Here is a 23,611-nt window from a genome sequence, read left to right on the forward strand (position 1 = left end):
GGCCCTCAATGAAGAGAGAATTGGAGACACAGTGCAACGCACAATCCTGCGGAAAGCCGGCATCACGGCAGCAATCGCAATGTTCGCCGGCGGGTCACTGGCCGCATGCGGCGGCAGCGGCGGTGAAGGTGGGGAGGAAGCAGGTTCGGACACCCTGCGGGTCACCCTCGCCAACCACGTCTGGACCGAGCAGATCATCGCCGCCATCCCGGAATTCGAAGAGGAAACGGGTCTCACGGTTGAGGTGACCCAGCTTGGTGAAGACCAGCTGTCAGCCCAGTACAACGTGCAGCTCAATGCCGGCACGGACGAGATCGACGTCATGATGTACCGCCCGCTCCAGGAAGGAAAGCTGTTCGCACAGAACGGCTACCTGGCTGACCTGACCGAGCGCGTTGAAGCCAACAGTGAATGGGACTGGAGCGATTTCCAGCAGGGTCCCGTGGATTCCACCACCTATGAGGACAAGGTCGTCGGAATTCCCACCATCACTGAGCGTGAGGTCCTCTACTACCGCACCGATCTCCTGGAGCAGGCAGGGTTGGAAGTTCCTGAAACCCTCGAGGAACTCGAAGCCGCCGCCAAGAAGATCAACGAAGAGAACCCTGACGTGGCAGGTTTCGTGGCCCGCACCGGCAAGTCCCCGGCCGTCACCCAGTTCTCCAGCTTCCTGTACGGCTTCGGTGGTGACTTCATCGATGACGAGGGCAATTCCGCCGTCGCCAGCCCCGAAGCAAAAGAGGCCTACGCCTACTACGGACGCATGATCAACCAGTATGGACCGGAGAATGTCAGCACTGACATGAGCTGGCCCGAGGCCATGGCCATCTTCACCCAGGGTGGCGCCGCGTTCTACACCGAAGCTGACAGCCTCTACCAGAACGCTACGGACCCGGCGAACTCCCAGGTGGCGGAGAACGTGGGCTTCGCACCGATGCCCGCCGGACCGGCCGGCTCCAAGCCCTACAACGTTCCGTCATGGGGCCTCGGCATCAACGAGGCATCGAAGAACCAGGACAACGCCTGGAAGTTCGTTGAGTGGGCCACCAGCCAGGAAATGGTTCTCAAGATCCAGCAGGAAGGCGTTCCGGGACCCCGCCAGTCGGTCTGGGCCAATCCTGAAGGTACGGCAACCTACCCCGAGGACCTCGCAGCGGCCATCGAAGTCAGTGCCGAAAACGGTGTCGGCCACGACCGCCCGCTGGTCATCAACGTCGGAGAAGCCCGTGAAGTAGTGGGCGAGCCCATCGTCGTCGGAATCACCGGCGGTGACGTTGAGGACGCAGCTGAAAAGGCCAACGAGGCCTTCCAGAAGTTCCTCGACGGCGAACGCAAGTAAACCGATCCGCTGAAGCAGCCGCCGTCGTGCCCGTGAAGCTCACGGGCACGACGGCGGTACTCGCCGGAATCTCCCGGGCTGGCTCCCGATTGAAAGACTTCCCTTACCATCCCCAAGGACGTGGACAATGACCGTCGCCTCCCTGCCGCAGAAATCCGCGTGGAAGGCCTATTCCGACTGGGCTAACAACCACCGGAAGTGGCTTTTCGCGGCACCGGCTATGGCCTTTGTTGCCATCCTCATCATCTTCCCCCTCGCCTGGACCCTCTACCTCAGCCTCACCGACGCTTCCGGTTCAGTCCGCGCAGAATCCGAGTTCATCGGCTTCGCGAACTACACAGAGGTCCTCACCGACACCGACCGCTTCTGGCCGGCCGTAGCCCGCACGTTCATCTTCACCGGTGCAGCGCTCCTGGTTCAGATGGTGCTCGGTATGTGTATCGCCCTCCTGCTGTGGCGCCCGTTCAAGGGTGAGAAATGGGTCCGGGTGGCCATCCTCCTCCCGCTCGTAGCTACCCCCGTTGCCGTCGGCATGATGTGGCGGCTCATCTTCGACCCGAATATCGGCTTCGCCAACCAGGCACTCGCCTGGTTCGGCATCCCCGCACAGCCCTGGCTCTCAGGACAGGACACCGCGCTGGCCACGGTCATCTTCATCGATATCTGGCAGTGGACGCCCATGGTTGTCATCATCCTGCTCGCCGGGCTCACCTCGCTTTCCGAGGAGCCGGATGAAGCCGCACGCATCGACGGCGCCAACGCCTGGCAGCGCTTCAAATTCATCACCGTTCCGCTGATGATGCCCACCATCATTGTGGCCATCCTCCTGCGCAGCATCGACGCCCTGAAGACCTTCGACCTGCTCTACGCCACCAAGGGACGAGGCGGTGGCTCCTTCAACGAAGTAGAGACGCTCAACGTCTACGCCTACGGACTGAGCTTCGACTACAACGATTACGGGTTGTCGTCGACCGTGCTGATTATCTTCTTCCTCATCATCATCGCCGCGATGTGGGTCCTGACCCGCCGCCGGAAGGACGTCCAGAAATGAGCAGCGTTGTCACCCCGAAAATGCTCCGGCCCGGCGCCGAAACGGCCGCCCGCCCGCCCGCACAGCGGCGCCGCCGGAAGCCGCTTGCCACCAGGGCCTATAAGGTCTTCCGTGTCGTCGCCCTGATTGTGATCGTCCTGTCGTTTCTCGCCCCGCTGGCCTGGATGTTCCTCGCATCGCTGAAGACCAACGTGGACATCTACGACGCCAGTAAGACCCTGATCTTCGAACCGACCACCGCGAACTACGAGACAGTCCTCGGCCGGAACAACTACCTGTCCTTTGTCTTCAACAGCTTCTGGGTAGCCTTCGCCTCCACAGCACTCTCACTGATCATCGGTGTTCCGGCGGCCTACTCCATGAGCCGCTTCGCGATGCGCCGCTCTGCCCTCGTGGTCCTCATGGCACGCATCATCCCCGGAGTCAGCCTGCTGGTCCCGTGGTACTACGTGTTCTCCAACCTGTCCATGGTCGGCGGGTACACGGTTCTCATCCTGTCCCACATGTTCGTTGCCCTGCCGCTGATCGTGTACATCCTGATGTCCTATTACGACTCCATGCCGCTGGAACTGGAAGAAGCGGCGCGGGTTGACGGGCTGACCCACATCGGCGCCTTCCTGAAGGTCACTCTGCCGCTCTCGATGGCGGGCATCGCCACCGCGAGCATCCTGGCGTTCATCTTCTCCTGGAACAACTTCATGTTTGCCCTGGTGCTTTCCGGCGCTGATACCAAGACCCTGCCCGTCGCTATCTTCAACTTTGTGGCGTACGCCAGCATCGACTGGGGAGGCCTGATGGCGGCCTCGGTGGTGGTCACCATCCCGATCATGGTCATTGCCCTGTTCACGCAGAAGTACATCGTCTCCGGCCTCACAGCCGGCGCGACCAAGGGCTAGGCCATGGCGGAACCATCAACCCCACCGATTGTCATCATGGGGGTGCAGGGCTCTGGGAAAAGCACGCTCGGTGCGCTCCTGGCGGCCAGGCTCGGCGCCGACTTCGTGGACGGCGATGATCTCCATCCGGAGCAGAACAAGCAGCTCATGGCCGCCGGAACCCCCCTCACGGATGAGAACCGGCTGCCCTGGCTCCATGCCGTCGGAAAGGAACTGTCGAGGGGCGCTGACACGGGCGTCGTCGTCGCCTGTTCCGCACTCAAACGCTCCTACCGGGACCTGCTGCGCGGACATGCGCCGGAACTCTTTGTCCTCCATCCGTACGGATCGAGGGAGCTGGTCGCGGCGCGAATCTCCGCGCGGGAGCACGAATACATGCCGCCGACGCTTCTCGCCTCGCAATACAACACCCTGGAATTGCCGGGGGACGACGAACTCGGGCTCACCGTGGACATCGCTCTCCCGCCGGACGTAATCGTTGACCGCGTCTGTGCACACCTCACCGAAAGCAGCGTCCATGCGCATTAGCCGAATAGAAACCTTCCTCGTCCCGCCCCGTTGGCTCTTTGTTCGGGTGGAGACCGACAGCGGGATTGTCGGCTGGGGTGAACCCGTAGTCGAAGGCCGCTCCGAAACGGTGCGCACCGCGGTCGAGCAGTTGTCCGAGCTGCTCATCGGGCAGGATCCGCTGCGCATCGAGGATCACTGGCAGGTCATGACCAAGGGCTCGTTCTACCGGGGCGGGGCGATTCTCGCCAGCGCGGTAGCAGGTCTGGACCAGGCGCTGTGGGACATCCATGGGAAGTCGCTCGGAGTTCCGGTACACCAGTTGGTGGGCGGGCATGTCCGTGACCGGATCCGGATGTACGGCTGGATCGGCGGCGACGAGCCGGCAGAAATTGCCGACGCCGTCGCCGCCCAGCTCTCCGTGGGGCTCACCGCCGTGAAAATGAATGCCAGCGGCCGAATGAAGCCGCTCGGCAGCGTCGCAGCGATCAACGAGGTGGTGGAGCGCGTCGCCGCAGCACGGGAGGTCCTCGGCCCGCACCGTGACGTTGCGGTCGACTTCCATGGACGATTCACCCTTGCCGATACCCGGCGCATCGCGCCGCTCCTGGAACCGCTCCACCCGTTCTTCCTCGAAGAACCCACCGTGCCGGAGAATTCACATCTGATCGGCGGGCTCACCAGCTCCACCACCATTCCGGTGGCCACGGGGGAGCGGCTGTACAACCGCCAGGAGTTCCTTCCGGTGCTGCAGGCGGGCATCGCGGTGGCGCAGCCCGACCTTTCCCATGCCGGGGGCATCACCGAGGTCCGGAAGATCGCCTCGCTCGCGGAAATTTTCGATGTGCAGCTGGCCCCGCACTGCCCGCTCGGACCGCTCGCGCTGGCGTCCTGCCTGCAGGTCGGCTTCGCGACGCCGAACTTCCTCATCCAGGAGCAGAGCATCGGCATCCACTACAACCAGGGTGCCGAGGTGCTGGACTATGTGTTGGACAAGACGCCGCTCAAGTTCGTCGATGGCTATGTGGAGCGCCTGACCGCTCCCGGCCTCGGGATCGAGATCGATGAATCGGCTGTCCGCATCGCAGACAAGAGCGGGCACGCGTGGCGTTCACCGGTCTGGCGGCACGACGACGGCGCGTACGCCGAGTGGTAAGCACACCCACGCACCCAGCCAGTAAGGACAGATCCATGACCGGTTTCCTCGACGGACTAAAAAAGGCACGCCTGCTGGCGATCATCCGGGGAAGTGACAGTGCGGCATCGGTTCGCACCGCCGTCGCACTTGTCGAGGAGGGTGTCACCTATCTTGAGGTTTCCCTGAATACTCCGGGCGCGCTGGAAGTTATCCGCAGTGTGCGGGACGAAGTGGGTGACCACGCCACCATCGGTGCCGGAACTGTGTTGACGGGCGACGACGCCGGACGGGTCTCGGACGCCGGCGGACAGTTCCTGGTGACGCCCGCCGTTACGGCCGCGGTGGACGCCGGGGTGCTACTGGGACTGCCGGTCCTTGCCGGCGCGCTCACCCCCAGTGAGACGTTTTCCGCAATGGACCGCGGCGCAACGGCGATCAAGCTGTTCCCTGCCTCCCTCGGCGGACCTGCCTACCTTTCGGCCCTGCGCGATCCATTCCCGGAGATCCCGTTCATTCCCGTGGGTGGGGTCAATGCTGCGGCTGCGGCCGATTATCTCGATCGGGGGGCCATCGCCGTCGGTGTGGGTTCGCCCCTGATTGGAGATGCAGCCGGCGGGGGCGACCTGGCGGCACTTCGGCGGCGGGCACACGAATTCCTTGGTATCGGTTTCAGGAAGGAACACCCGGATGAGCGGTGAGCGGCTGGCCACCTCCCAGGTGCTGACCTTCGGCGAGACCATGGGATCCATCCGCGCCGGGGGGCTGCTGCGGCACGGGGGTGCGATGTCAATGTCCCTCGCCGGCGCCGAATCCAATGTCGCGATCGGGCTCGCCCGCCTCGGCCACAGTGTCCGTTGGGTCGGTCGGCTCGGCCAGGATGAGATCGGCAGCTTTGCCTTGAGGACGCTTCGGGGGGAGGGGGTCCTCACTGACGCCGTCGTGCTGGACTCCAGCAGGCCCACCGGGCTCATGCTGCTCGAAAAACGTATCGCGGATGTGTCGCGGGCCGCTTACTACCGTGCCGGATCTGCCGGCTCGGCGTTGGATTTCGATGACCTCTCAGCGGCGCTGGATGCCGGACCGGCGGTTCTTCACCTCACGGGTATCACTCCTGCGCTTTCTGGCGGCGCTGCCAGGGCAACTCTCCTGGCGGCCGAGGGCGCGCGCGAACGCGGCATCAAGGTCAGCTTCGACGTGAACTACCGCGCCAAGCTGTGGGACCGCAAGCCCGCCGCCGAAATCCTGACGTTTCTGGCGGGACTTGCGGACATCCTCATCGCGTCCGAAGACGAGATCGGTCTCGTTGCCGGATCCGCCGGAGAGCTGCCCGAGAGCGAACTCGTCGGCGAATTGCAGGAGCGCGGGGTCGGCGAAGTTGTGGTTAAACGGGGTGGATCCGGTGCAACGGTCTACACAGCTGCGGCCACCCATCATCGAGAGGCCCTGGAGGTGCCCGTGGTGGATACAGTCGGCGCGGGTGACGCCTTCACTGCCGGCTACCTCTCAGCTCTGCTCGACGGCGAACCGATCGAGCAGCGACTGCTTCGCGGCGTGACGCTGGGAGCGTTTGCCGTTGCTGCGACGGGCGACTGGGAAAACCTCCCTGACCGCAGCGAGTTGTCCCTCCTGCAGTCCGCCGGAACCACCATCCGTTAGTTGAACCCCAATACAGCAGAAACTCAATGCAGCAGAAAGAAACACCGTGAAAATCCGTTCCGCAGAAGTGATCGTTTCCAGTCCCGACCGCAACTTCGTCACGCTGAAGATCACAACCGAGGAAGGCATAACCGGCCTCGGTGACGCAACGCTCAATGGCCGCGAACTGGCCGTTTCGGCCTACCTCGAACATCACGTGGTTCCGTTGCTGATCGGCCGGGACGCCCATCGCATTGAGGACACCTGGCAGTTCCTGTACCGCGGCGCATACTGGCGGCGCGGACCGGTGACCATGGCAGCGATCGCCGCCGTCGACGTCGCGCTGTGGGATATCAAAGCCAAAGCAGCGGGCATGCCGCTGTACCAGCTGCTGGGAGGAGCAAGCCGCACAGCCGTGCGGGCGTACGGACACGCCAGCGGACGAGACGTGCCGGAGATCCTGGACTCCGTGCGTGAGCACCTTGAGCTGGGCTACAAGTCCATTCGCATCCAGACCGCGGTACCCGGAATCAACGCGGTCTACGGGGTCGCTGCCCAGCCCACGGCAGGGGGAGTGCGCTACGACTATGAGCCTGCGCAGAGGGCGGCACTGCCCGCCGAAGAGGACTGGGATTCACGCGCGTACCTGCGGCACATACCTACCGTGTTCGAGGCCGTCCGCAACGAGTTCGGCCCCGAACTGCCGCTTCTTCACGACGGTCACCACCGGCTCACGCCGATCCAGGCGGCCCGCTTGGGGAAGTCGCTTGAACCGTACGACCTGTTCTGGCTTGAGGACTGCACACCGGCCGAGAATCAGGACGCCCTGCGGCTGGTCCGCCAGCACACCACCACCCCGCTGGCGATCGGCGAGGTGTTCAACACGGTGTGGGACTACCAGACGCTCATCCGTGAGCAGCTCATCGATTATGTACGGTCAGCAGTCACGCATACGGGTGGCATCAGTGCCATGAAGAAGATCCTCGACTACGCCGCGCAGTACCAGATCAAGTCGGGTATCCACGGACCGACCGACATCTCACCGGTGGGTATGGCAGCAGCGCTTCACCTCGACCTGGCAATCCATAACTTCGGAATCCAGGAATACATGCGGCATGGAGACCTGACGAACGAGGTGTTCGAACAGTCCTTCACGTTTGTGGACGGGTACCTGCATCCCGGTGACCAGCCGGGGCTCGGTGTGGAGCTCAACCTCGAGGCGGCCGCATCCCACCCCTATGAACCGGCCTACCTGCCGTTCAACCGCCTGAAAGACGGAACCATTCACGACTGGTAGCTACCACGGTTCCGGCCGACCATAGCTGAAACCGCCGCCATTGCTTATCCTGAATAGACAGTTCAGCAGTGAGCCATGGACCTCTCCCTTGGGAGAAAGGTGGTCGCTATGCGGACGTTTGGCGTGGAGGAGGAATTCCTCCTGATCAATCCTCTCTTGTTGTGTCCCGAAGCAGCAGCCGACGCCGTCCTTCTCGCCGCCGGCAGCAGCGGACTGATGAGGGAATGCAAACAGGAGCAGATCGAAACCGGAACCGAACCGCAGGTCTCCCTGACCGCCCTGAGCGCCGACATTCGCCGGCAGCGTGCAACCGCCGATGAGGCGGCGGCCCGCATCGGCGTCCGGATCGCGGCCCTTGCAACCTCGCCAACCGAAATCAGTACCGAGCTCACCGCAGATCCGCGGTACCTGAAGATGCAGGATCGGTTCGGTTTGACGCTCCGCGACCAGCTGACCTGCGGTTGCCACGTGCACGTCGCCGTGGAGTCAGACGAGGAAGGCGTCGCCATCCTCGACCGTATCCGGGTCTGGCTGCCGGTGCTGTCCGCCCTGAGTACAAATTCACCGTTCTGGAAAAGCGAGGACTCGGGCTATGCAAGCTATCGCACCCAGGCATGGAGCCGCTGGCCCACAGCAGGCGTGTATGAGGTTTTCGGCTCGGCGGCCGCTTACCACGACCTCGTCGAAACCCTCATCGCCAGCGAAGTGCCGATCGACAGGGGCCAGATCTACTTCGATGCACGCCTCAGCGCACGTCACCCCACCGTCGAGGTGAGAGTGGCCGACGTTTGTCTTCAGGCCGACGATGCAGTGCTGCAGGCCGCACTGACGCGCGCTCTGGTCGAGACAGCGGCGCGGGAATGGACGCGCGGCGTAGCGCCCATCCCCATGCCGGCCGCCCAGTTGCGGCTCGCCGCCTGGCGGGCAAGCCGTTACGGCCTGCACGGCGAACTGCTCGACCCACAGCTGAACGTCCTCCGGGATGCGCGACACGTGGCGCGCTCCCTGTTCGAGCACGTCCGCCCGGTGCTGGCGGAGCAGGGGGAAGAGCCCATGGTCGAATCCCTGCTCCGCCAGACCCTCATCCGGGGAACCGGCTGCAACCGGCAGCGCGCCGTCTACGCACGGACCGGAAGTTTCGCCGAAGTAGTGTCCGACGCCGTCTCGCTCACGAACAGCGTCAACAGTCCCCGCAGGAGACCGCAGCCGAAGCCCGTGTGTTTCCAGTTCAGAAGCGACGAGCTGTATCAGGCCTGACGGACTGGTTTCTGCCGATCGGTCATACCCTTTTGCAGGCAGCCTTCGCCCCGTACCGGGGTGCGGCAGGGCGTTGCTTGCCCCTAGCGGTTCAGTCCGTTGGGAGTCTGGCTGACCTCCAGGTCGGCAATAACCGGCAGGTGGTCCGACGAATCAGAGTCTATGACCTCCGCAGACACCGGCTCGATCTGGCCCTTTGTCAGGATGTAGTCGATGCGGCGGTTCGGGTTCTCGACAGGGTAGGTGAAGTCGTCGGGCTGACCGAGTGCCTCGAAAACATCGCTGAACTGGCTGAGGACCGTCTCCATTTCCGGTGTGCCGGGTACGGCGTTCAGATCGCCGACCAACACTGTAGGCCTGTCCATCTCCTCGCTGATGGCAAGGATCTCCTTCATCTGTGACTGGCGCTGTTCACTGCGCTGATGGTCGAGGTGGGTGTTGTAGAAGCTGATGTGGTTCCCCTCGACGTTGATGACCGTTTCCAGCAGGCCGCGCTGCTCGGTCGGCCGGACCTCGTACTCGATGTTGGTGAGCAGGTGGTTCTCGGTCCTGAGGATCGGGTACTCGCTCAGGACGGCGGTACCGTACTGGCGGCGCTCGGTCTGCCCTGCTGCCGGATCACGGTCAAGATTGGCTGCGTATGCATAGTGCATGCCCAACCGCTCAGCCAGCCAGGCGGCCTGGTCCTCGAAGTCGCTGCGGGAAGACCAGTGGTTGTCGACTTCCTGCAGCCCGATGATTTCGGCACCGGAATCTTCGATGACTTCGGCATTACGTTCCAGATCCAGGTTGTCCGCAGGATCAGCACCGTGGTGGATATTGAAGGACATGACGCGGACGCTGGTGGCGTCCGGTGTCGCGGCAGCCGGGGCGGCTCCCGCCCCCACAGCCAGGATGGCGGCAGCGCAGACAGACAACAGTTTCTTGAACACAGGTATCCTCCGAAGCGATTCGCGCTTGTCCGGTCCGGACAGCGGGCGCTCACCGGCTTGGTGCGGGGCGCCTTTCGCGACGCTACGTGTCCCAGGTGACGCACCGTCGTCGTACGTGGAAAGAACCAGTGAATGAGGAGTGATGACCGCTACGCAGCGAGCTTTTTTGGGGAGGACACGGGTTATCCACATTTTTGTCCAAGGAACGCACTAGCTACCTCGGGTGTGCTAGCGGGGTCTCGATACGATGGGAGTACAACACTCGTACCGGGGGACGCTCCATGAATTTTTCGCCACTGCCTTCTGCCCAAAATCGCGATTCGCCGCAGGGCAGACGCACCGCCAGGACGTCAACGATGATCGTCGGAGGGTTCGGCCTGTTTCTGATCGCACTCGGTCTGATCACGAGCGGTATCGGCGGCGCGCTGATCCTGGCAGCCATTCTGGCGTTGTTCACCGGTCTCTACACGGTGCTCACCGGACGCGGATCGTGGGCACGCCTGGCGGGACGCAAGGCAGGGTCGATCGTCACAGCAGCCAGTGTTGTCGCCGTCGTCGTGGGTGGAGCACTGATGCCGCCCGCCGTAGACACCGTCCCAACAGCAACCGCTGAGCAGACAGAGACCGCCGCAGAACCGACCGCAACAGCAACGGCACCGGCCACCAGATCGGCGGTTCCCACCCCATCGCCGACGCCAAGCCCGTCTCCTTCCGCCGACGTCGCTCCCGTTGATGATGACGACGTTGCGGAAGCACAGGGCGATCCGGCTGCACCGCAGGACCAGCCGGAATACGGCGTCAAGGCACTCGCCCTGCTTGAGACGCTGCCGATCAAGGGCCGCGCACCGAAAACCGGATACGACAGGGACCAGTTCGGCCAGGCATGGCTGGACGTCGACCGCAACGGGTGCGATACCCGCAACGACATGCTCAACCGGGATCTTCACGACATCGTCCATGCCAACTCTGTTCCGTGCAAGGTGCAGGCCGGCACCCTGGACGATCCCTATACCGGAACCACCATCCCGTTCCTCCGCGGGCAGAACACCAGCAGCGACGTCCAGATCGATCACGTGGTTGCGCTCGCCGACGCCTGGCAGAAGGGCGCGCAGCAGCTCACCTTCGAACAGCGCGTAGCCTTCGCGAATGATCCGCTGAACCTCCAGGCAACGGACGGCCCCACCAACCAGCAGAAAGGCGCAGGCGACGCCGCAACCTGGCTCCCGCCGAACCGGTCCTTCCGCTGTGAATACGTTGCGCGGCAGATCTCGGTGAAGGCTACCTACAGTCTCTGGGTTACCCAGGCCGAGCACGATGCGATGGCACGCATTCTGTCGAACTGCGCGGACACGATGGCGCCGACCAACCAGTCTGCGCCCGAGCCGGAACCCGCGCCCACACCAGCGCCTGCGCCCGCCCCGGCACCCGCTCCGGCGCCGGCACCTGCACCAGCGCCTGCTCCTGCGCCGGCCCCCGCGCCCGCACCGGCCCCGGCACCTGCTCCGGCAGCCGTCTATTACCCAAACTGCTCAGCGGCACGCGCGGCCGGTGCTGCTCCGGTGTACGCCACCCAGCCAGGCTACGGGCGTCATCTCGACAGGGACGGCGACGGCGTCGGCTGCGAATAGCTCGGCCGACGCCCGGACACCGCGGCCGACTCTAGCGCCGGAGCCCATAGGTCGAGCGGGAGTCGATAGTTGATGGGAAACGGTGCAGGCTCTGCAGGCATTGACTGCAATGAGTGCACTGCCTGCACTCCGCCGGAAGCAACATAGGCGCTTTGGCGCCCACATCGAAGGGCCGCGCGGCTACTGTGTAACCACTGACGGCGTTTTGGGGGAAGCAGGAGGCAGATGGATCCGGATCCCGCCCATGATCGGCTCATCAACCGGTGCCTCGATGAATACGCTGCCACCCAGCACCAGAAGCGGGCCGCAGCGAATGCCATCCAGGACGCTATTGCTGCACGCCTCGACGACGACGGCCTGAATTACCACGCGATCGAACACCGGGTGAAGGATCATCAGTCCCTCGAACAGAAGCTCCGACGCCGAAATCCGGACGGTAGCCTCAAATACGCCGACGGGTTGAGCGGAATCGACGACATCATCGGAGCGCGGGTGATCACCTTCCTCCAGCTCGACGTGGAGCGGGCCATCACCGCCCTTCGCAACTCCTTCGAAGTGATCGCACATGTGGACAAGACCGCTGAACAGCGTGAGAAAGGCGAGTTCGGGTACTCAGGCCAGCACCTGGTACTAAGAATCAGCGAAGACGCCGCACCGAACGGATGCCGTCACCACATCGGCGAACGCTTCGAAGTGCAGTTCCGCACCATCCTCCAGCATGCATGGGCGGAGTTCGAGCATGACATCCGCTACAAGAGTGCCGGCCCGGTGCCGCCCGAGGTCAACCGCGCCTTTACCCTCGCCTCCGGCCTCATTGAGCTTGCCGACAACCAGTTCAGCACCATCAGCAACGTGGTCGCCGCAGAGAAAGCCAACCCTGACGAATCAACCAGACTCCTCCCCGAGGACCTGACCGGCGAAGCGCTGGAACGCATTCTCGAACACTCCCTGCCGAACAACCCGCGCAGCCGCATCGAACAATACGAATGGCTGCGCGAACTGCTGGAAACCCACGGCATCACCACGGTGGCCCAGGCATCCGAGCTGATGGGGTCCGCTGACTGGGAGGGCATCGCCCGCAGGATCCAGTACAAGTTCGCGCCGGGCCACGTCCGCGCCGCCGATGACCTGCTGCTGGTCCGCTACGGCCAGGAACATATCGACAAGACGCAGACCCTTGGCCACGACCGCAACCGGCTCGGGAAACTGAATCACCGGCTCCGCAGACTGCGCGACGAGCCCGGCACCCAACGCTGAGTGCTTACAGGGCTGAATGCGCACCACCACGACGGCGGAAAGCGCTATTCGTCCCGTAGCTGAGCACTCAGCGAGGCGGTAGTTCAGGCACCCACGACCCGCTGCTGCTGCTCGCCCAGACCGTCAATGCCGATGGTCATGGTGTCGCCGGCAGCCAGATAGGGGAACCGGCCGGAGAGCGCAACGCCCTGCGGGGTACCGGTGTTGACCACGTCTCCCGGATCCAGCGCCATGTACTGGGAGAGGTCGCGAATGATCTCGGCGACGCTGAAGACCATGTCCGCGGTCGTCGAATCCTGTCGCGACTCACCGTTGACACTGGAATACAGGCGCAGCGCCTGCGGGTCCGCGACATCCTCCGCCGGCACCAGGGAAGGACCCATCGGGTTGAAGGTCGGTGCGCACTTGCCCTTTGACCACTGACCGCCGGAGTGCGCAAGCTGGTAGTCCCGCTCGGAGACATCGTTGCTGATGGTGTACCCCGCGATGCACTTCAGCGCCTCCTCGGCGCTCGAGAGGTAGGAGGCCCGCTTGCCGATGACGACGGCGAGCTCCACCTCCCAGTCCACCTTCTGCGCGCCCGGCGGAATGACGACGTCGTCGTTCGGCCCAACCACCGTGTTGGGATGCTTGAAGAAGATGATGGGAGCCTTGGGCGGCAGGTCACCGGTTTCCGCAGCGTGCGCTGCGTAGTTCATGCCGACACAGACGACGGCGCCAATTCCGCTGAGCGGCGCGCCCACCCTCAGGGATGCAGCGTCCCCAAGCTCCGGCAGGTCGCCCGCAGCGAGCGCTTCGCGGATCCGCCCGGTACCGCCGTCGGCCAGGAAAGCGCCGGTGATGTCCGGGGTGAGTCCGCGCAGGTCGTAGGTGGCGCCGTCGTGGCGGACAGCAGGGATTTCCCGGCCGTGCTCGCCCAGTCGCATCAATTCCATGTCAGGTCTCCTTCGTGTTCTGTGATGGGTTGCCCGGGCGCGCTAGCGCCGCAGGAGCAGGCTGTGCATGCCGCCGTCAACGGACAGTGAGGTGCCGGACGTGGAACCGTTGGCCGGGTCGGCGAGGAATAGTATCGACGCCGCCACCTCGTCCGCCGAGACCAGCCGTCCGTGCGGCTGGCGGGCCTCGAGCGCCTGCCGTTCGGCGGCAGGATCCTCGGCAGCATCGAGCAGCCGGGAAACCCAGGGGGTGTCCGCCGTGCCGGGATTGACGCAGTTCACCCGGATGCCTTCCGCCAAATGGTCGGCAGCCATGGCACGGGTCAGCGCCGCGACGGCCCCCTTGCTCGCCGAGTACAACGCACGCTGGGGAAGACCATGCGTTGCGGCGACCGACGCAGTGTTCACGATCGCCGGGCAGCCGGACTCGCGCAGGTGCGGCAGGGCAGCCCGGGACACCCTGGCGATTCCCACAACATTGATGTTGAGCACCCGCAGCCACTCGTCGTCGTCGTTGTCCGCGACGCTTCCGGCCGCGCCGACACCGGCGTTATTGACGACGACGTCGATCCCGCCCAGTTCCCGTGCTGCCGAGGCCACGGCCTCGTCAACCGACGCAGGATCACCGACGTCGCAGGTAAACCCCGCAACACCCTCCGGCAGACCCTCCGGCCGCAGGTCGAGCACCGCCACCCGTGCGCCGCGGGCGATCAGGGCGGAGGTCACGGCGGCGCCGATTCCGGAGGCACCGCCTGTTACCAGGGCGCGCACGCCCGCAAAAGATTCCATCGTCAACATCCTTGTCAGTCCGGGAGAGGTAGAGAGGTCAGCAGAGTTTGGCCGGCGGAGGGACCCTGAGCTCGGAGTCTTCCTGGGAGAACGCCTCTGCGAAGCGGTGGTAGGCGCCGATGAGGTGCCGGTGCATGGCTTCCTGTGCGGCATCCGGGTCGCACGCAGCGATCGCGTCCACGATCCCGCGGTGTTCCTCCACCGTGGTGGTTCCCTGGTAATCAGCCGGGTGGAGACGGAAGAGGTGCAGGTGGCAGTGGGTCGCCCGGTAGGCGTGCAGGGCAAACTCGTTACTGCTGGCGGAGAGGATGCGGTCATGGAACACGGTGTCGTGGGCTACCAGCTGGTGACGGACGTTGCCCTCCTGCGCGGTGCCGGACTCGAACTCGTCGAGGGACGCCCGCAGGGTCCTCGCCGGGTTGATGAGACGGTTCACCGCCGCCGCCCGAGCCGCCCATGGCTCCACGAGCAGGCGGAACTCGAACAGTTCCCGCAGTTCGGCGGTGTCCAGGAGTGCCGTGGTGCGGTACCCCTTGCCCGGAGTCTTGACGATGAGCCGATCACCCTCAAGCTGGCTGAGGGCTTCACGGATGGGTGTCTGGGAAACACCGAGTTCCCGGGCCAGCGCGTCAATGTTGATCTTGCCGTCCGGCGGCAGCTGCAGGTCGAGGATCTTGGCGCGCAGGATCCCGTAGACGTCTGTCCCTGACCGTCCCCGGGGTTCGGCGTCCCGCACCGCGGCGTCGGTCATTGCGCACGCGCCATGTCTGTGCGCTTCTGCGCCAGGATGTACTGCAGCTGGCTGCCGATCCCGAACCGCCAGGGCTCCAGGTCCTCCGTCGGTGCCACCATGTTGGTCAGTGTACCGAGCCGTTCGCTGCGGATCTCCACGACGTCGCCCGTCTTGTGGGTGAAGCCCATGCCGGGGGCGTCCCGGTCCTCGTTCGGTGCGAACAGTGTTCCGGTGAACAGCACAAACCCGTCCGGATACTGATGGTGGGTTCCATAGGCCGCGCCGACAAGCTCCTCGAAGGGACGGCTGAGCCGCTCGACGCTGTTGGTTCCGTTCAGGGTGTATCCGTCGGTCCCGGTCACGGTGAGGTGAATGGTTTCCCGGCGGGCGTCGTCGAGCGTGTAGGAGGCGTTGAACAGCCGCACAAAAGGACCGAGCGCGGCCGAGCCGTTGTTGTCCTTCGCCATTCCGAGGAGCAGCGCACTGCGGCCCTCCACATCGCGGAGGTTGACGTCGTTGCCCAGGGTGCAACCACGGACACGCCCGGTGCTGTCCACCACGAGCACCAGTTCGGGTTCGGGGTTGTTCCAGGAGGAGAAGGACGGGATGCCGATGCGCGCCCCGGTGCCCACGGCGGACAGAACGGGAGCCTTGCTGAAGACCTCGGGATCCGGACCGATTCCGACTTCCAGGTACTGCGACCAGAACCCCTCGCGGACGAGCACCTCCTTGACGCGGGCTGCCTCCGGTGACCCCGGACGCACGCCTGCGAGGCTGCCGCCCAGGGCTTCATGCACCTGTGCGCGCATCTGCTCGGCAAGCGTGAAATCACCCGCGCAGCGTTCCTCGATCACCCGTTCGATCATGCTGTCCACGAAGGTGACCCCGCAGGCCTTCACCGCCTGCAGGTCCACCGGCGCCAGCAGGTGGGGCACGCCGTCGTCGTCCATTGCGGCACCGGCAACGTCGGCGAGATCCCAGCGCCGTGCAGCGGAAGAACGGGCGTCCTCAAGCAGCGCGGCCGGGTTCTCCCCGTTGAGCAGTTCGGAGACGGTGGCTGCGTGGTCAAACAGGTCCACCAGGGTATTCCCGTCCAGCAGGACGGGACGGGGACCGCCGGTTTCCGGGTCCCACAGGCGCCCGACCAGCAGTGCCTGGTCGGCGTCGTCGGGCAGCAGGTTGCTGATCGAAGCGGTCATCGCGCACCCTCCCGGGAAACGGACTGTGCTTCCTCAAACCGGCCGTCCACCCGGCGGCGGATGCCCCACGGGTTGGCCTCCCGCAGGGCCGGCGGCAGCGCCTGGTCGGGCACGTCCTGGTAGGCGACGGGGCGGGTGAAGCGGCCGACGGCGGCGGTTCCGACCGACGTCGTCCCCGGTGCAGTGGTGGCGGGGTAGGGTCCGCCATGCTGCTGCGCGTAGGACACCGTGACACCGGTGGGCCAGCCGTTCCACAGCACGCGGCCCGCGATGCCGGTGAGGGTGTCGAGCAGGTCGCCGGCCTGATCGGCGTCATCCGCGTGGATGGTGGCCGTGAGCTGGCCCTCCATGAGCCCGGCCAGCCCCGGAAGTTCCTCCGGACTGCTGTAGCGGACCACCACGGTCGCGGGACCGAACATCTCCTGCCGCAGGATCTCCGGATCCGCCTTGACCGCCGCAGCATCGGTGAGCAGGACGGTGGGGGAGGGAACCTCGTCGTCGGATCCGGGAATGAGCGTGGTCACGCCGTCGATGCCGGCGAGACCGTCCCGCGCCTGACCGAAGGAGTCCCGGAGCCCCGGGGTGAGCAGCTTCCCGAGCGGCGCCTTCTCCAGGGCGGGGCTGAGGGCGCCACGCAGCTGCTCCTCGGTGGCCGAGTCCGGGACGAACAATACGCCCGGCTTGGTGCAGAACTGCCCCATGCCCATGGTGAACGAGCCGGCGTACCCGGCCAGGATGTCCGCCGACCGTGAGGACCAGGCCTCCGGGAGGACAAAGACAGGGTTGATGCTGCCGAGCTCGCCGTAGAAGGGGATGGGCTCGGCCCGGGCGGATGCGCGGTTGAAGAGGGCCCGGCCGCCGGCGGTGGAGCCCGTGAACCCGATGGCCTTCACCAGCGGGTGGTCAACCAGCGCCTCGGCCGCCTCCCGACCGTCGACGACGCCGAAGAGACCCTCCGGCGCACCGGCATTCCGCAACGCCTCCACCGCAATCTCCGCTGTACGCAGCGCCAGCGTCCTGTGCCCGCTGTGGACTTTATGCAGGACGGCGCAGCCCGCTGCGAGGGCAGACGCTGAGTCCCCGCCCATCACGCTGAACGCGAAGGGAAAGTTCGAGGCGCCGAACACGCCGACAACGCCCAGCGGGACGTTGACCCGCCGGATATCGGGGCGCGGGCCCATACCCCACTCAGGATCCGCGTGGTCGATCACGGCATCCAGTACGACGCCGGTGCGCACCTCTTCGGCGAACAGTTCCAGCTGGAAGGCAGAACGCTTCAGTTCGCCCTGCAGGCGGGCCTCGGCGAGGTTTGTGTCAGCCATGCCGAGCTGCACCAGTTCCGCGGCGTTCTCCCGCAGCGCACGTGCGAGGGCGTCGAGCCAGCCGGCACGCGTCGAGGGGGTGGCGCCCGCGGCAGCTAGGAACGCAGCGTGCGCGTCAAGGGCTGCGCGGTCCAGTTCCTCGCGGGTGGTGGCAATGGTCAGGGTGGTGGCAGTCATGGGGCTCCTTCCGGGTTGGTTCCGCGTCAGCGTGCGTTCAGTTCCTGCCAGCCGGCACCGGCGGGGAACGCCCACCGTGCCGTGGATTCGCTCAGCATCTCCGCGCCGACGCCCGGCAGTTTCGGCGCCTGGTAGCGTCCGCCGGTGACGACCACGGGCTCGGCGAAATGCTCGTGAAGGTGATCGACAAACTCGATGACCCTGTCCTCCATGGTGCCGGTGATGGCCGCGTAATCGAAGAACGAGAAGTGCTGGACCAGCTCGCACAGGCCCACTCCGCCGGCATGCGGGCAGACCGGGGTGTCGAACTTCGCTGCGAGCAGCAGGTTGGCGATATTCTCGTTGACGCCGGCCACGCGGGTGGAGTCGATCTGCATAATGTCGATCGCACCGGCCTGGAGCAACTGCTTGAAGATGATCCGGCTCTGGACCGCCTCGCCGGTGGCCACCTTGATGGGGTGGACGGCCTTGCGGATGGCGGCATGGGCCAGGATGTCGTCGGTGCTGGTGGGCTCCTCGATCCAGTACGGGTTGAAGTCCTGCAGCTGGTTGACCCAGTCGATGGCCTCCTGTTCCTCCCACCGCTGGTTGGCGTCGATGGCGATGCGGATGTCGGGACCCACCGCTTCCCGGGCCAGGGACAGACGACGGCGGTCATCCTCGATGCTGCCGGCGACCTTGAGTTTGATCATCCCGAACCCGTCCGCGACGGCCTCCTTCGACAGGCGGACCAGCTTCTCATCGCTGTAGCCCAGCCAGCCCGGGGTGGTGGTGTAGGCGGGGTAGCCGTGCTGACGGAGCTCGGCAATGCGCTCCTGCTTGCCTTCCTGCCCGCGCTGGAGGATGTCCGTGGCGTCCTGCGGTGTGAGGGCGTTGCCGATGTGGGTAAAGTCGACAGCGCTCACCACCTCGTCGACGGGCATTTCGCTCAGGAGCTGCCACAGGGGCTTATTCTCCCGGCGGGCACGCACGTCCCAGAGCGCGTTGACGATGCCGCCGCAGGCCATGTGGGAAACGCCCTTTTCGGGCCCGAGCCAGCGCATCTGCGAGTCGTGGACCAACCGGCGGGAGGCATCCCCGAGGTTGTTGACCAGCTCGTCGGTGTCCCGGCCGACCAGCAGTTCACCATAGCTGTCCATCGCCGCGGTGATGAGTTCGTTGCCCCGCCCGCAGGTGAAGACGAGACCGTAACCGCGCTCGCCGTCGTCGGTTGCTATTTCCACGTAGGCGGCGGAGTAATCGGGGTCCACATTGACGGCGTCGGAGCCGGAGAGGTCCAGCGAGGTAGGGAAGCGCACATCGGTGGTGCGCACAGAACTGATGCGTGACATGGGTAGGTCCTTGTTCGGTTGGTGCGGAAGGTCAGGTCTAGAGGAAGCCCAGCAGCGTGGGCAGGCCGACGGTCAGGGCCGGGACAAACGTGATGATCAACAGGGTGAGGACCATCGGGGCGAAGAAGGGAAGGATGCCCTTGATCACCGTGGGTACCGGTGCGCGGGTGACGCTCGAGAGGACAAAGAGCACCAGGCCCACCGGGGGAGTGATCAGGCCGATCAGCAGGTTGAAGATCACCATGATGCCCAGGTGGATGGGATCGATCCCGAAGGTCTCCGCTACGGGGAGCAGCACCGGCACCAGGATGAGGATCGCGGCGGTGGGTTCGAGCACGCAGCCGACCAGCAGGAGCAGGATGTTCACGAGGATCAGGAACACGATCGGCTGGTTGGTGATTTCCAGAATCAGGTTCGCCGCAACCTGCGGAGCCTGTTCGCGGGCCAGGACCCACCCGAAGAGCGCGGCGGCGGCCACGATCAGGAGCACGGAGCCGGAGGTCTCCACCGTGGTCAGCAGGGTCCGGTAGATCTTCCGCCAGGACAGCATCCGGTAGGCCAGAGCCAGGACGAAGATGTAGATGACGCCGATGCCGCTTGCCTCCGTCGGCGTGAACACGCCGCTGAGGATGCCTCCCAGGATGACGACGGCGGAGCCCATGGCCGGCAGCGCGGCCAGCGTGGTGCGTCCGCGCACCTTCCAGGTGGATTTGGGCAGGCGGAGGTCCTCCCGCTTGCGCATGATGATCCAGACGGTGAGGCAGAGGGAGGCGACCAGCACCAGGGCAGGCACGACGCCGGCCATGAACAGGGCGCCCACGGAGACTCCGGCGGTGACCGCGTAGATAACGGCCGGGATGCTGGGCGGAATCATCGGGGCGATGAGACTGGAGGCGCCGGTGACGCCGAGCGCGAACTCACGCTTGTAGCCGCGTTCCACCATGGCGGGCACCTGAACGCGGCCCATGGCGGCGGCATCGGCAATGGCTGCCCCGCTCATCCAGGAGAAGCCGAAACTGGTGGCGACGTTGACGTAGCCGAGGCTGCCGCGCAGGTGTCCGATGGCTGCTACCGCGGCATCGTAGAGCTTGTCCGTGACACCGGAGACGTTGGCCAGGTTGCCGAGCAGGATGAACATCGGCACGGCGAGGATGGCGAAGCTGTCCACACCGGAGACCGTTTGCTGCACGGCCGTGCCGATCCGCGCCGTCGGGTCCATGATGACGTACGCCACGGACGGAATGAGCAGCGCGAAGGAGACCGGCACCCGCAGGGCGAGCAGCACCAGCAGCGCTATGAGCATGATGAGGAGGGTCATGAGCTGTCCTAGACCGCTTCCCGCTCGAGGTTTTCCATTGCGTCAGGGACAACCTCGGGGTGGCGGATGTTGAGGTAGATGTGCAGGGCGGCGTGCAGGAAGATGAGCGCAAATCCGGTCACCGCGGCGCTGTAGACGACGCTCATCGGCAGGCTGGTCGCGGGAGCCAGGAGTCGGTTGGCTCCCGCCGCGAACTCGGCGCCGGCCACCGCCATGACGGCGGCGGTGACAACCACCGCCGTCATGGCGAACGTGTCCAGGACAATGGTGCCGACCCGCCCCAGCTTGCTGGCCAGCAGGTCTACCGCGATATGGATGCGGCGCGCCATCACAAAGCCCGCGGAGACGAAGGTGAACCACAGCAGTGCGAACCGCGCGAGTTCCTCGGTCCAGCTGAACGGTGTGTTGAACACGTAACGGCTCACCACCTGGAGCACGATCAGACCTAGGGTCGCCACCAGCAGGCCGCACGAGGCAACCCGCTCGACGTTGACCAGACCCCGGTAGAGCCGGCTGCGCTGTTCCGCGAAGTCCGGCTCATCCGGCTCATGGGGGACGTGGGCACCGGTCGAGAGGTTGTTCTCATTCAGCGCGTCGGCACGGGAAGAGCGTGAACTCACCGGGCGTCCTTGATTTCCTGGTACAGCTCACCCCAGGGCTGCTGCAGCATGGCTTCCTCTGCGGCGGCCGCGAAGGACTCGCGGTCCACGTCCTCGTTGACCTGGATGCCGTCGCCCGACTTCCACTCCTCGAGGATGCTCTGTTCCTGCTCCTCGATGCATTCGCGGGTGGCGTCGGCAGCCGCCGCCATGGCGCCCTCGAGCGCACCGCGCTCTTCCTCGCTGAGACCTTCGTAAACGGTGCGGCCGGTGGTGATCTGGACGCCCTGGATCATGTGGCCGGTGAGGTTGATGTAGTCCTGGACCTCGTTGAACTTGGCGGTGGAGATGGTGGGGATCGGGTTCTCCTGGGCGTCGATGACGCCCTGCTGCAGCGCCAGGTACACCTCATCGAGCGCCATCGGGGTGGCGGTGCCGCCCATAGCCTTGATGTTCTCCAGGTACAGCGGCGCGTTCGGCGTGCGGATCTTGAGTCCGGCGAAGTCCTCCGAGGTCTTGATCTCCTTATTGGCGGTGACGTGGCGGGTTCCGTAGTACCAGCTGGAGAGGACCTTGATGTCGGAGCTTTCGTAGAGCGAGTCAAAGACGCCAGCCATGGTCTCGCCCTCAACGGTCTCGATGAAGTGGTCAACATCCTCGAAGAGGTAGGCGCCGTCCAGCACTGCTGCGTCTTCTTCCCAGACTCCGAGGAAGGAGGGGCCGGCGACGGCCATGTCGAGCGCACCGGACGCGACCTGCTCCAGAGACTCGGACTCGTTGCCCAGCTGTGCGGCGGGGAAGCTTTCGACTTGCAGTCCGCTTCCGTCGAGCTCTTCCTTCAGTGTGGTGATGCCGCACTCTTCAACGGGGTGGCCGGCGTCGTATACGTGCGCCAGACGGAGGGTCTTGGCATCCGTGTCTGCCTGCGCAACCTCCTCGCGGTCCACCGGCGTGCCGACATTGCAGGCCGAGAGCAGGAGCGCGGCGCTTGCAGCGAGGCCGAGGGCTGCAGCGGAACGACGACGGCGGGCGGGGGTGGAGTGTTCGAGCTTCATTGCTGGATTCCTTCCGGGAATACGGTTGTGAACGGTTGGGTGATGAGTTCTAAAAGCGGTCAGAGGATCGATGGGATGGAGAGTTCCTGGGCGAGTGTGCGCAGCTGGTCCGCCGTGGAAGCGGGTAACTGCACCGTGGAGCCGGCTTCGGTTTCCCGGATCCGTTCCGGATCCCCGGGGGCGTGGACCGTTTTGCCTGCCGGTCCGGCATTGCGCACCTGCTGCTGCAGGTCCGCAATGCGCGCTTCGGTGGAGGCACGGCCGGCGAACGCTTCAGTGTCGATTCCGACGACGAGGTGCCCGTTGTTCATCCGGGATGCAGGGTTGGACCAGATGTCGACGGTCTCGAAGGCGTACGTTGCGGTGGTGAGGGATGAGGCGAAGGCCTCAAGGAGCACCGCAACGGCCGAACCCTTGTGGCTGCCGAAGGGAATCATGGATCCGGCTGCTGCGGCTTCCGGATCGGTGGTGGGGTTGCCTTCAGCGTCGACAGCCCAGCCCTCGGGCAGCGGCCGCCCTTCATTCTTCGCGGCGATGACCTTGCCGTAGGCGCCGTTGCTTGTGGCCAGGTCTGCTGTCAGCGGCCACCCGTCGGCGCTGGGCGCACCGAGCGTCAGCGGGTTGGTGCCCAGCACTTTGGTGAGGCCGCCGTGCGGGGCAACCACCGGTCCGGTCGAGGAGGTGATGAAGGAAAGGAAGCCGGCGTCGGCGAGCTGGTCGCTCCAGAAGGCGCCGGCGCCGTAGTGGCTGCTGTTGGAGATCGCGACGGCGGCGATGCCGTGCTTCCGTCCGGCCTCGATGACCCGGGTGACGGCGGCCTGCATGGCCACCTGCCCGAGCGCTCCGTCCGCATCGAGGGTGGCGACGGCGTCACCTCCCCAGGAGAAGGTCATCGACGGCGCAGGATTGATTCCCCCGAGGCGGAGGGCTTCGGAATACAGCGGCAGGCGCAGCAGTCCGTGGGAGAAGATGCCGCGCTGGTCCGCCTGGACCAGTGATCGCGCGGTGAGGGCGGCGTCATCCGAGGGGACGCCGCGGGTTTCCAGAACCGTGGCGGCGAGGCGGCACAGTTCCTCCGCGGAGTAAGTCAGCTGGGATTGCAACGGTGAAGACCCTTCAATATAGGAATTACCTGAATCCTATATACAAAGTGCGGCGGATCACAACCCCGCCGCTCTTTGACGCTGAAAGTGCCGCTTGCCCAGTCCCTCGAACC

At 65.1% G+C, this 23,611-nt stretch carries 22 protein-coding genes; 11 read left to right on the forward strand and 11 right to left on the reverse strand.

The annotated features are described in order from the left end of the window. The first annotated feature begins 31 nt into the window (after positions 1 to 31). The 9 genes from BLS52_RS12825 (at position 32) to BLS52_RS12865 (ending at position 9,120) form a co-directional block, all read left to right on the forward strand. Positions 32 to 1,339, forward strand: coding sequence for an ABC transporter substrate-binding protein (locus BLS52_RS12825; RefSeq protein ID WP_245702854.1), 1,308 nt, complete (start codon positions 32 to 34; stop codon positions 1,337 to 1,339). A gap of 127 nt (positions 1,340 to 1,466) precedes the next feature. Next, positions 1,467 to 2,390, forward strand: a complete 924-nt coding sequence (locus BLS52_RS12830; RefSeq protein WP_245702855.1) for a carbohydrate ABC transporter permease — start codon at positions 1,467 to 1,469, stop codon at positions 2,388 to 2,390. Continuing rightward, the gene (locus BLS52_RS12835; RefSeq protein WP_245702856.1) at positions 2,387 to 3,286 is read left to right on the forward strand and encodes a carbohydrate ABC transporter permease; all 900 of its coding nucleotides are present in this window, start codon (positions 2,387 to 2,389) and stop codon (positions 3,284 to 3,286) included. The genes BLS52_RS12830 and BLS52_RS12835 overlap by 4 nt, the downstream gene beginning before the upstream one ends. A gap of 3 nt (positions 3,287 to 3,289) precedes the next feature. Further along, on the forward strand, positions 3,290 to 3,814 hold the full coding sequence (locus tag BLS52_RS12840; protein WP_090587227.1) for a gluconokinase: 525 nt from the start codon (positions 3,290 to 3,292) through the stop codon (positions 3,812 to 3,814). After that, complete coding sequence (dgoD, locus tag BLS52_RS12845; RefSeq protein ID WP_090587228.1) at positions 3,804 to 4,949, forward strand: galactonate dehydratase; 1,146 nt, start codon at positions 3,804 to 3,806, stop codon at positions 4,947 to 4,949. The genes BLS52_RS12840 and dgoD overlap by 11 nt, the downstream gene beginning before the upstream one ends. Before the next feature lie 35 nt (positions 4,950 to 4,984). After that, the gene (locus tag BLS52_RS12850; protein WP_090587230.1) at positions 4,985 to 5,629 is read left to right on the forward strand and encodes a bifunctional 4-hydroxy-2-oxoglutarate aldolase/2-dehydro-3-deoxy-phosphogluconate aldolase; all 645 of its coding nucleotides are present in this window, start codon (positions 4,985 to 4,987) and stop codon (positions 5,627 to 5,629) included. Continuing rightward, positions 5,619 to 6,587, forward strand: a complete 969-nt coding sequence (locus tag BLS52_RS12855) for a sugar kinase (RefSeq protein WP_245702857.1) — start codon at positions 5,619 to 5,621, stop codon at positions 6,585 to 6,587. The genes BLS52_RS12850 and BLS52_RS12855 overlap by 11 nt, the downstream gene beginning before the upstream one ends. A 46-nt stretch (positions 6,588 to 6,633) precedes the next feature. Continuing rightward, the gene (gene manD / locus BLS52_RS12860) at positions 6,634 to 7,863 is read left to right on the forward strand and encodes a D-mannonate dehydratase ManD (protein ID WP_026545576.1); all 1,230 of its coding nucleotides are present in this window, start codon (positions 6,634 to 6,636) and stop codon (positions 7,861 to 7,863) included. Between the two features lie 108 nt (positions 7,864 to 7,971). Beyond that, a complete protein-coding gene (locus BLS52_RS12865; RefSeq protein WP_090587232.1) occupies positions 7,972 to 9,120 on the forward strand; it encodes a carboxylate-amine ligase in 1,149 nt (382 codons plus the stop codon). A gap of 83 nt (positions 9,121 to 9,203) precedes the next feature. On the opposite strand, the gene BLS52_RS12870 is transcribed toward BLS52_RS12865, so the two are convergent. Next, complete coding sequence (locus tag BLS52_RS12870) at positions 9,204 to 10,052, reverse strand: endonuclease/exonuclease/phosphatase family protein (protein ID WP_245702858.1); 849 nt, start codon at positions 10,050 to 10,052, stop codon at positions 9,204 to 9,206. Between the two features lie 281 nt (positions 10,053 to 10,333). Here BLS52_RS12870 and BLS52_RS12875 point away from each other — a divergent pair, with 281 nt between their 5' ends. Both BLS52_RS12875 and BLS52_RS12880 read left to right on the forward strand, forming a co-directional pair. Beyond that, a complete protein-coding gene (locus tag BLS52_RS12875; RefSeq protein ID WP_245702859.1) occupies positions 10,334 to 11,680 on the forward strand; it encodes a GmrSD restriction endonuclease domain-containing protein in 1,347 nt (448 codons plus the stop codon). Positions 11,681 to 11,905: 225 nt separating this feature from the next. Beyond that, complete coding sequence (locus BLS52_RS12880) at positions 11,906 to 12,937, forward strand: GTP pyrophosphokinase (RefSeq protein ID WP_090587237.1); 1,032 nt, start codon at positions 11,906 to 11,908, stop codon at positions 12,935 to 12,937. An 83-nt stretch (positions 12,938 to 13,020) separates the two neighbouring features. Here BLS52_RS12880 and BLS52_RS12885 read toward each other — a convergent pair whose 3' ends face one another. Genes BLS52_RS12885 through BLS52_RS12930 form a run of 10 tightly spaced genes read right to left on the reverse strand, consistent with a single transcriptional unit; the run spans position 13,021 to position 23,498 of the window. After that, the gene (locus BLS52_RS12885) at positions 13,021 to 13,872 is read right to left on the reverse strand and encodes a fumarylacetoacetate hydrolase family protein (RefSeq protein ID WP_090587238.1); all 852 of its coding nucleotides are present in this window, start codon (positions 13,870 to 13,872) and stop codon (positions 13,021 to 13,023) included. A gap of 42 nt (positions 13,873 to 13,914) precedes the next feature. Continuing rightward, a complete protein-coding gene (locus tag BLS52_RS12890) occupies positions 13,915 to 14,661 on the reverse strand; it encodes an SDR family NAD(P)-dependent oxidoreductase (protein ID WP_090587240.1) in 747 nt (248 codons plus the stop codon). Positions 14,662 to 14,698: 37 nt separating this feature from the next. After that, positions 14,699 to 15,412, reverse strand: coding sequence for a GntR family transcriptional regulator (locus BLS52_RS12895; RefSeq protein WP_090587241.1), 714 nt, complete (start codon positions 15,410 to 15,412; stop codon positions 14,699 to 14,701). Next, positions 15,409 to 16,593, reverse strand: a complete 1,185-nt coding sequence (locus tag BLS52_RS12900; RefSeq protein WP_090587243.1) for a fumarylacetoacetate hydrolase family protein — start codon at positions 16,591 to 16,593, stop codon at positions 15,409 to 15,411. The genes BLS52_RS12895 and BLS52_RS12900 overlap by 4 nt, the downstream gene beginning before the upstream one ends. Continuing rightward, complete coding sequence (locus tag BLS52_RS12905) at positions 16,590 to 18,092, reverse strand: aldehyde dehydrogenase (NADP(+)) (RefSeq protein ID WP_090587244.1); 1,503 nt, start codon at positions 18,090 to 18,092, stop codon at positions 16,590 to 16,592. The genes BLS52_RS12900 and BLS52_RS12905 overlap by 4 nt, the downstream gene beginning before the upstream one ends. Positions 18,093 to 18,118: 26 nt before the next feature. Then, the gene (locus BLS52_RS12910) at positions 18,119 to 19,423 is read right to left on the reverse strand and encodes an enolase C-terminal domain-like protein (protein ID WP_090587246.1); all 1,305 of its coding nucleotides are present in this window, start codon (positions 19,421 to 19,423) and stop codon (positions 18,119 to 18,121) included. A 37-nt stretch (positions 19,424 to 19,460) separates the two neighbouring features. Next, entirely contained in the window at positions 19,461 to 20,741 is a 1,281-nt protein-coding gene (locus BLS52_RS12915) for a TRAP transporter large permease (RefSeq protein WP_026545584.1), read from the reverse strand. 8 nt (positions 20,742 to 20,749) lie between these two features. After that, positions 20,750 to 21,361 (reverse strand): TRAP transporter small permease, encoded by a 612-nt coding sequence (locus BLS52_RS12920; protein ID WP_090587247.1) that lies wholly within the window; start codon positions 21,359 to 21,361, stop codon positions 20,750 to 20,752. After that, entirely contained in the window at positions 21,358 to 22,395 is a 1,038-nt protein-coding gene (locus tag BLS52_RS12925) for a sialic acid TRAP transporter substrate-binding protein SiaP (protein WP_090587249.1), read from the reverse strand. Before BLS52_RS12925 ends, BLS52_RS12920 begins: the two co-directional genes overlap by 4 nt. A 59-nt stretch (positions 22,396 to 22,454) precedes the next feature. Beyond that, entirely contained in the window at positions 22,455 to 23,498 is a 1,044-nt protein-coding gene (locus BLS52_RS12930; RefSeq protein WP_245702860.1) for an Ldh family oxidoreductase, read from the reverse strand. Positions 23,499 to 23,611: the final 113 nt, after the last annotated feature.

The organism is Arthrobacter subterraneus (genome assembly GCF_900099735.1).
Classification (GTDB): Bacteria; Actinomycetota; Actinomycetes; order Actinomycetales; family Micrococcaceae; genus Arthrobacter_D; species Arthrobacter_D subterraneus.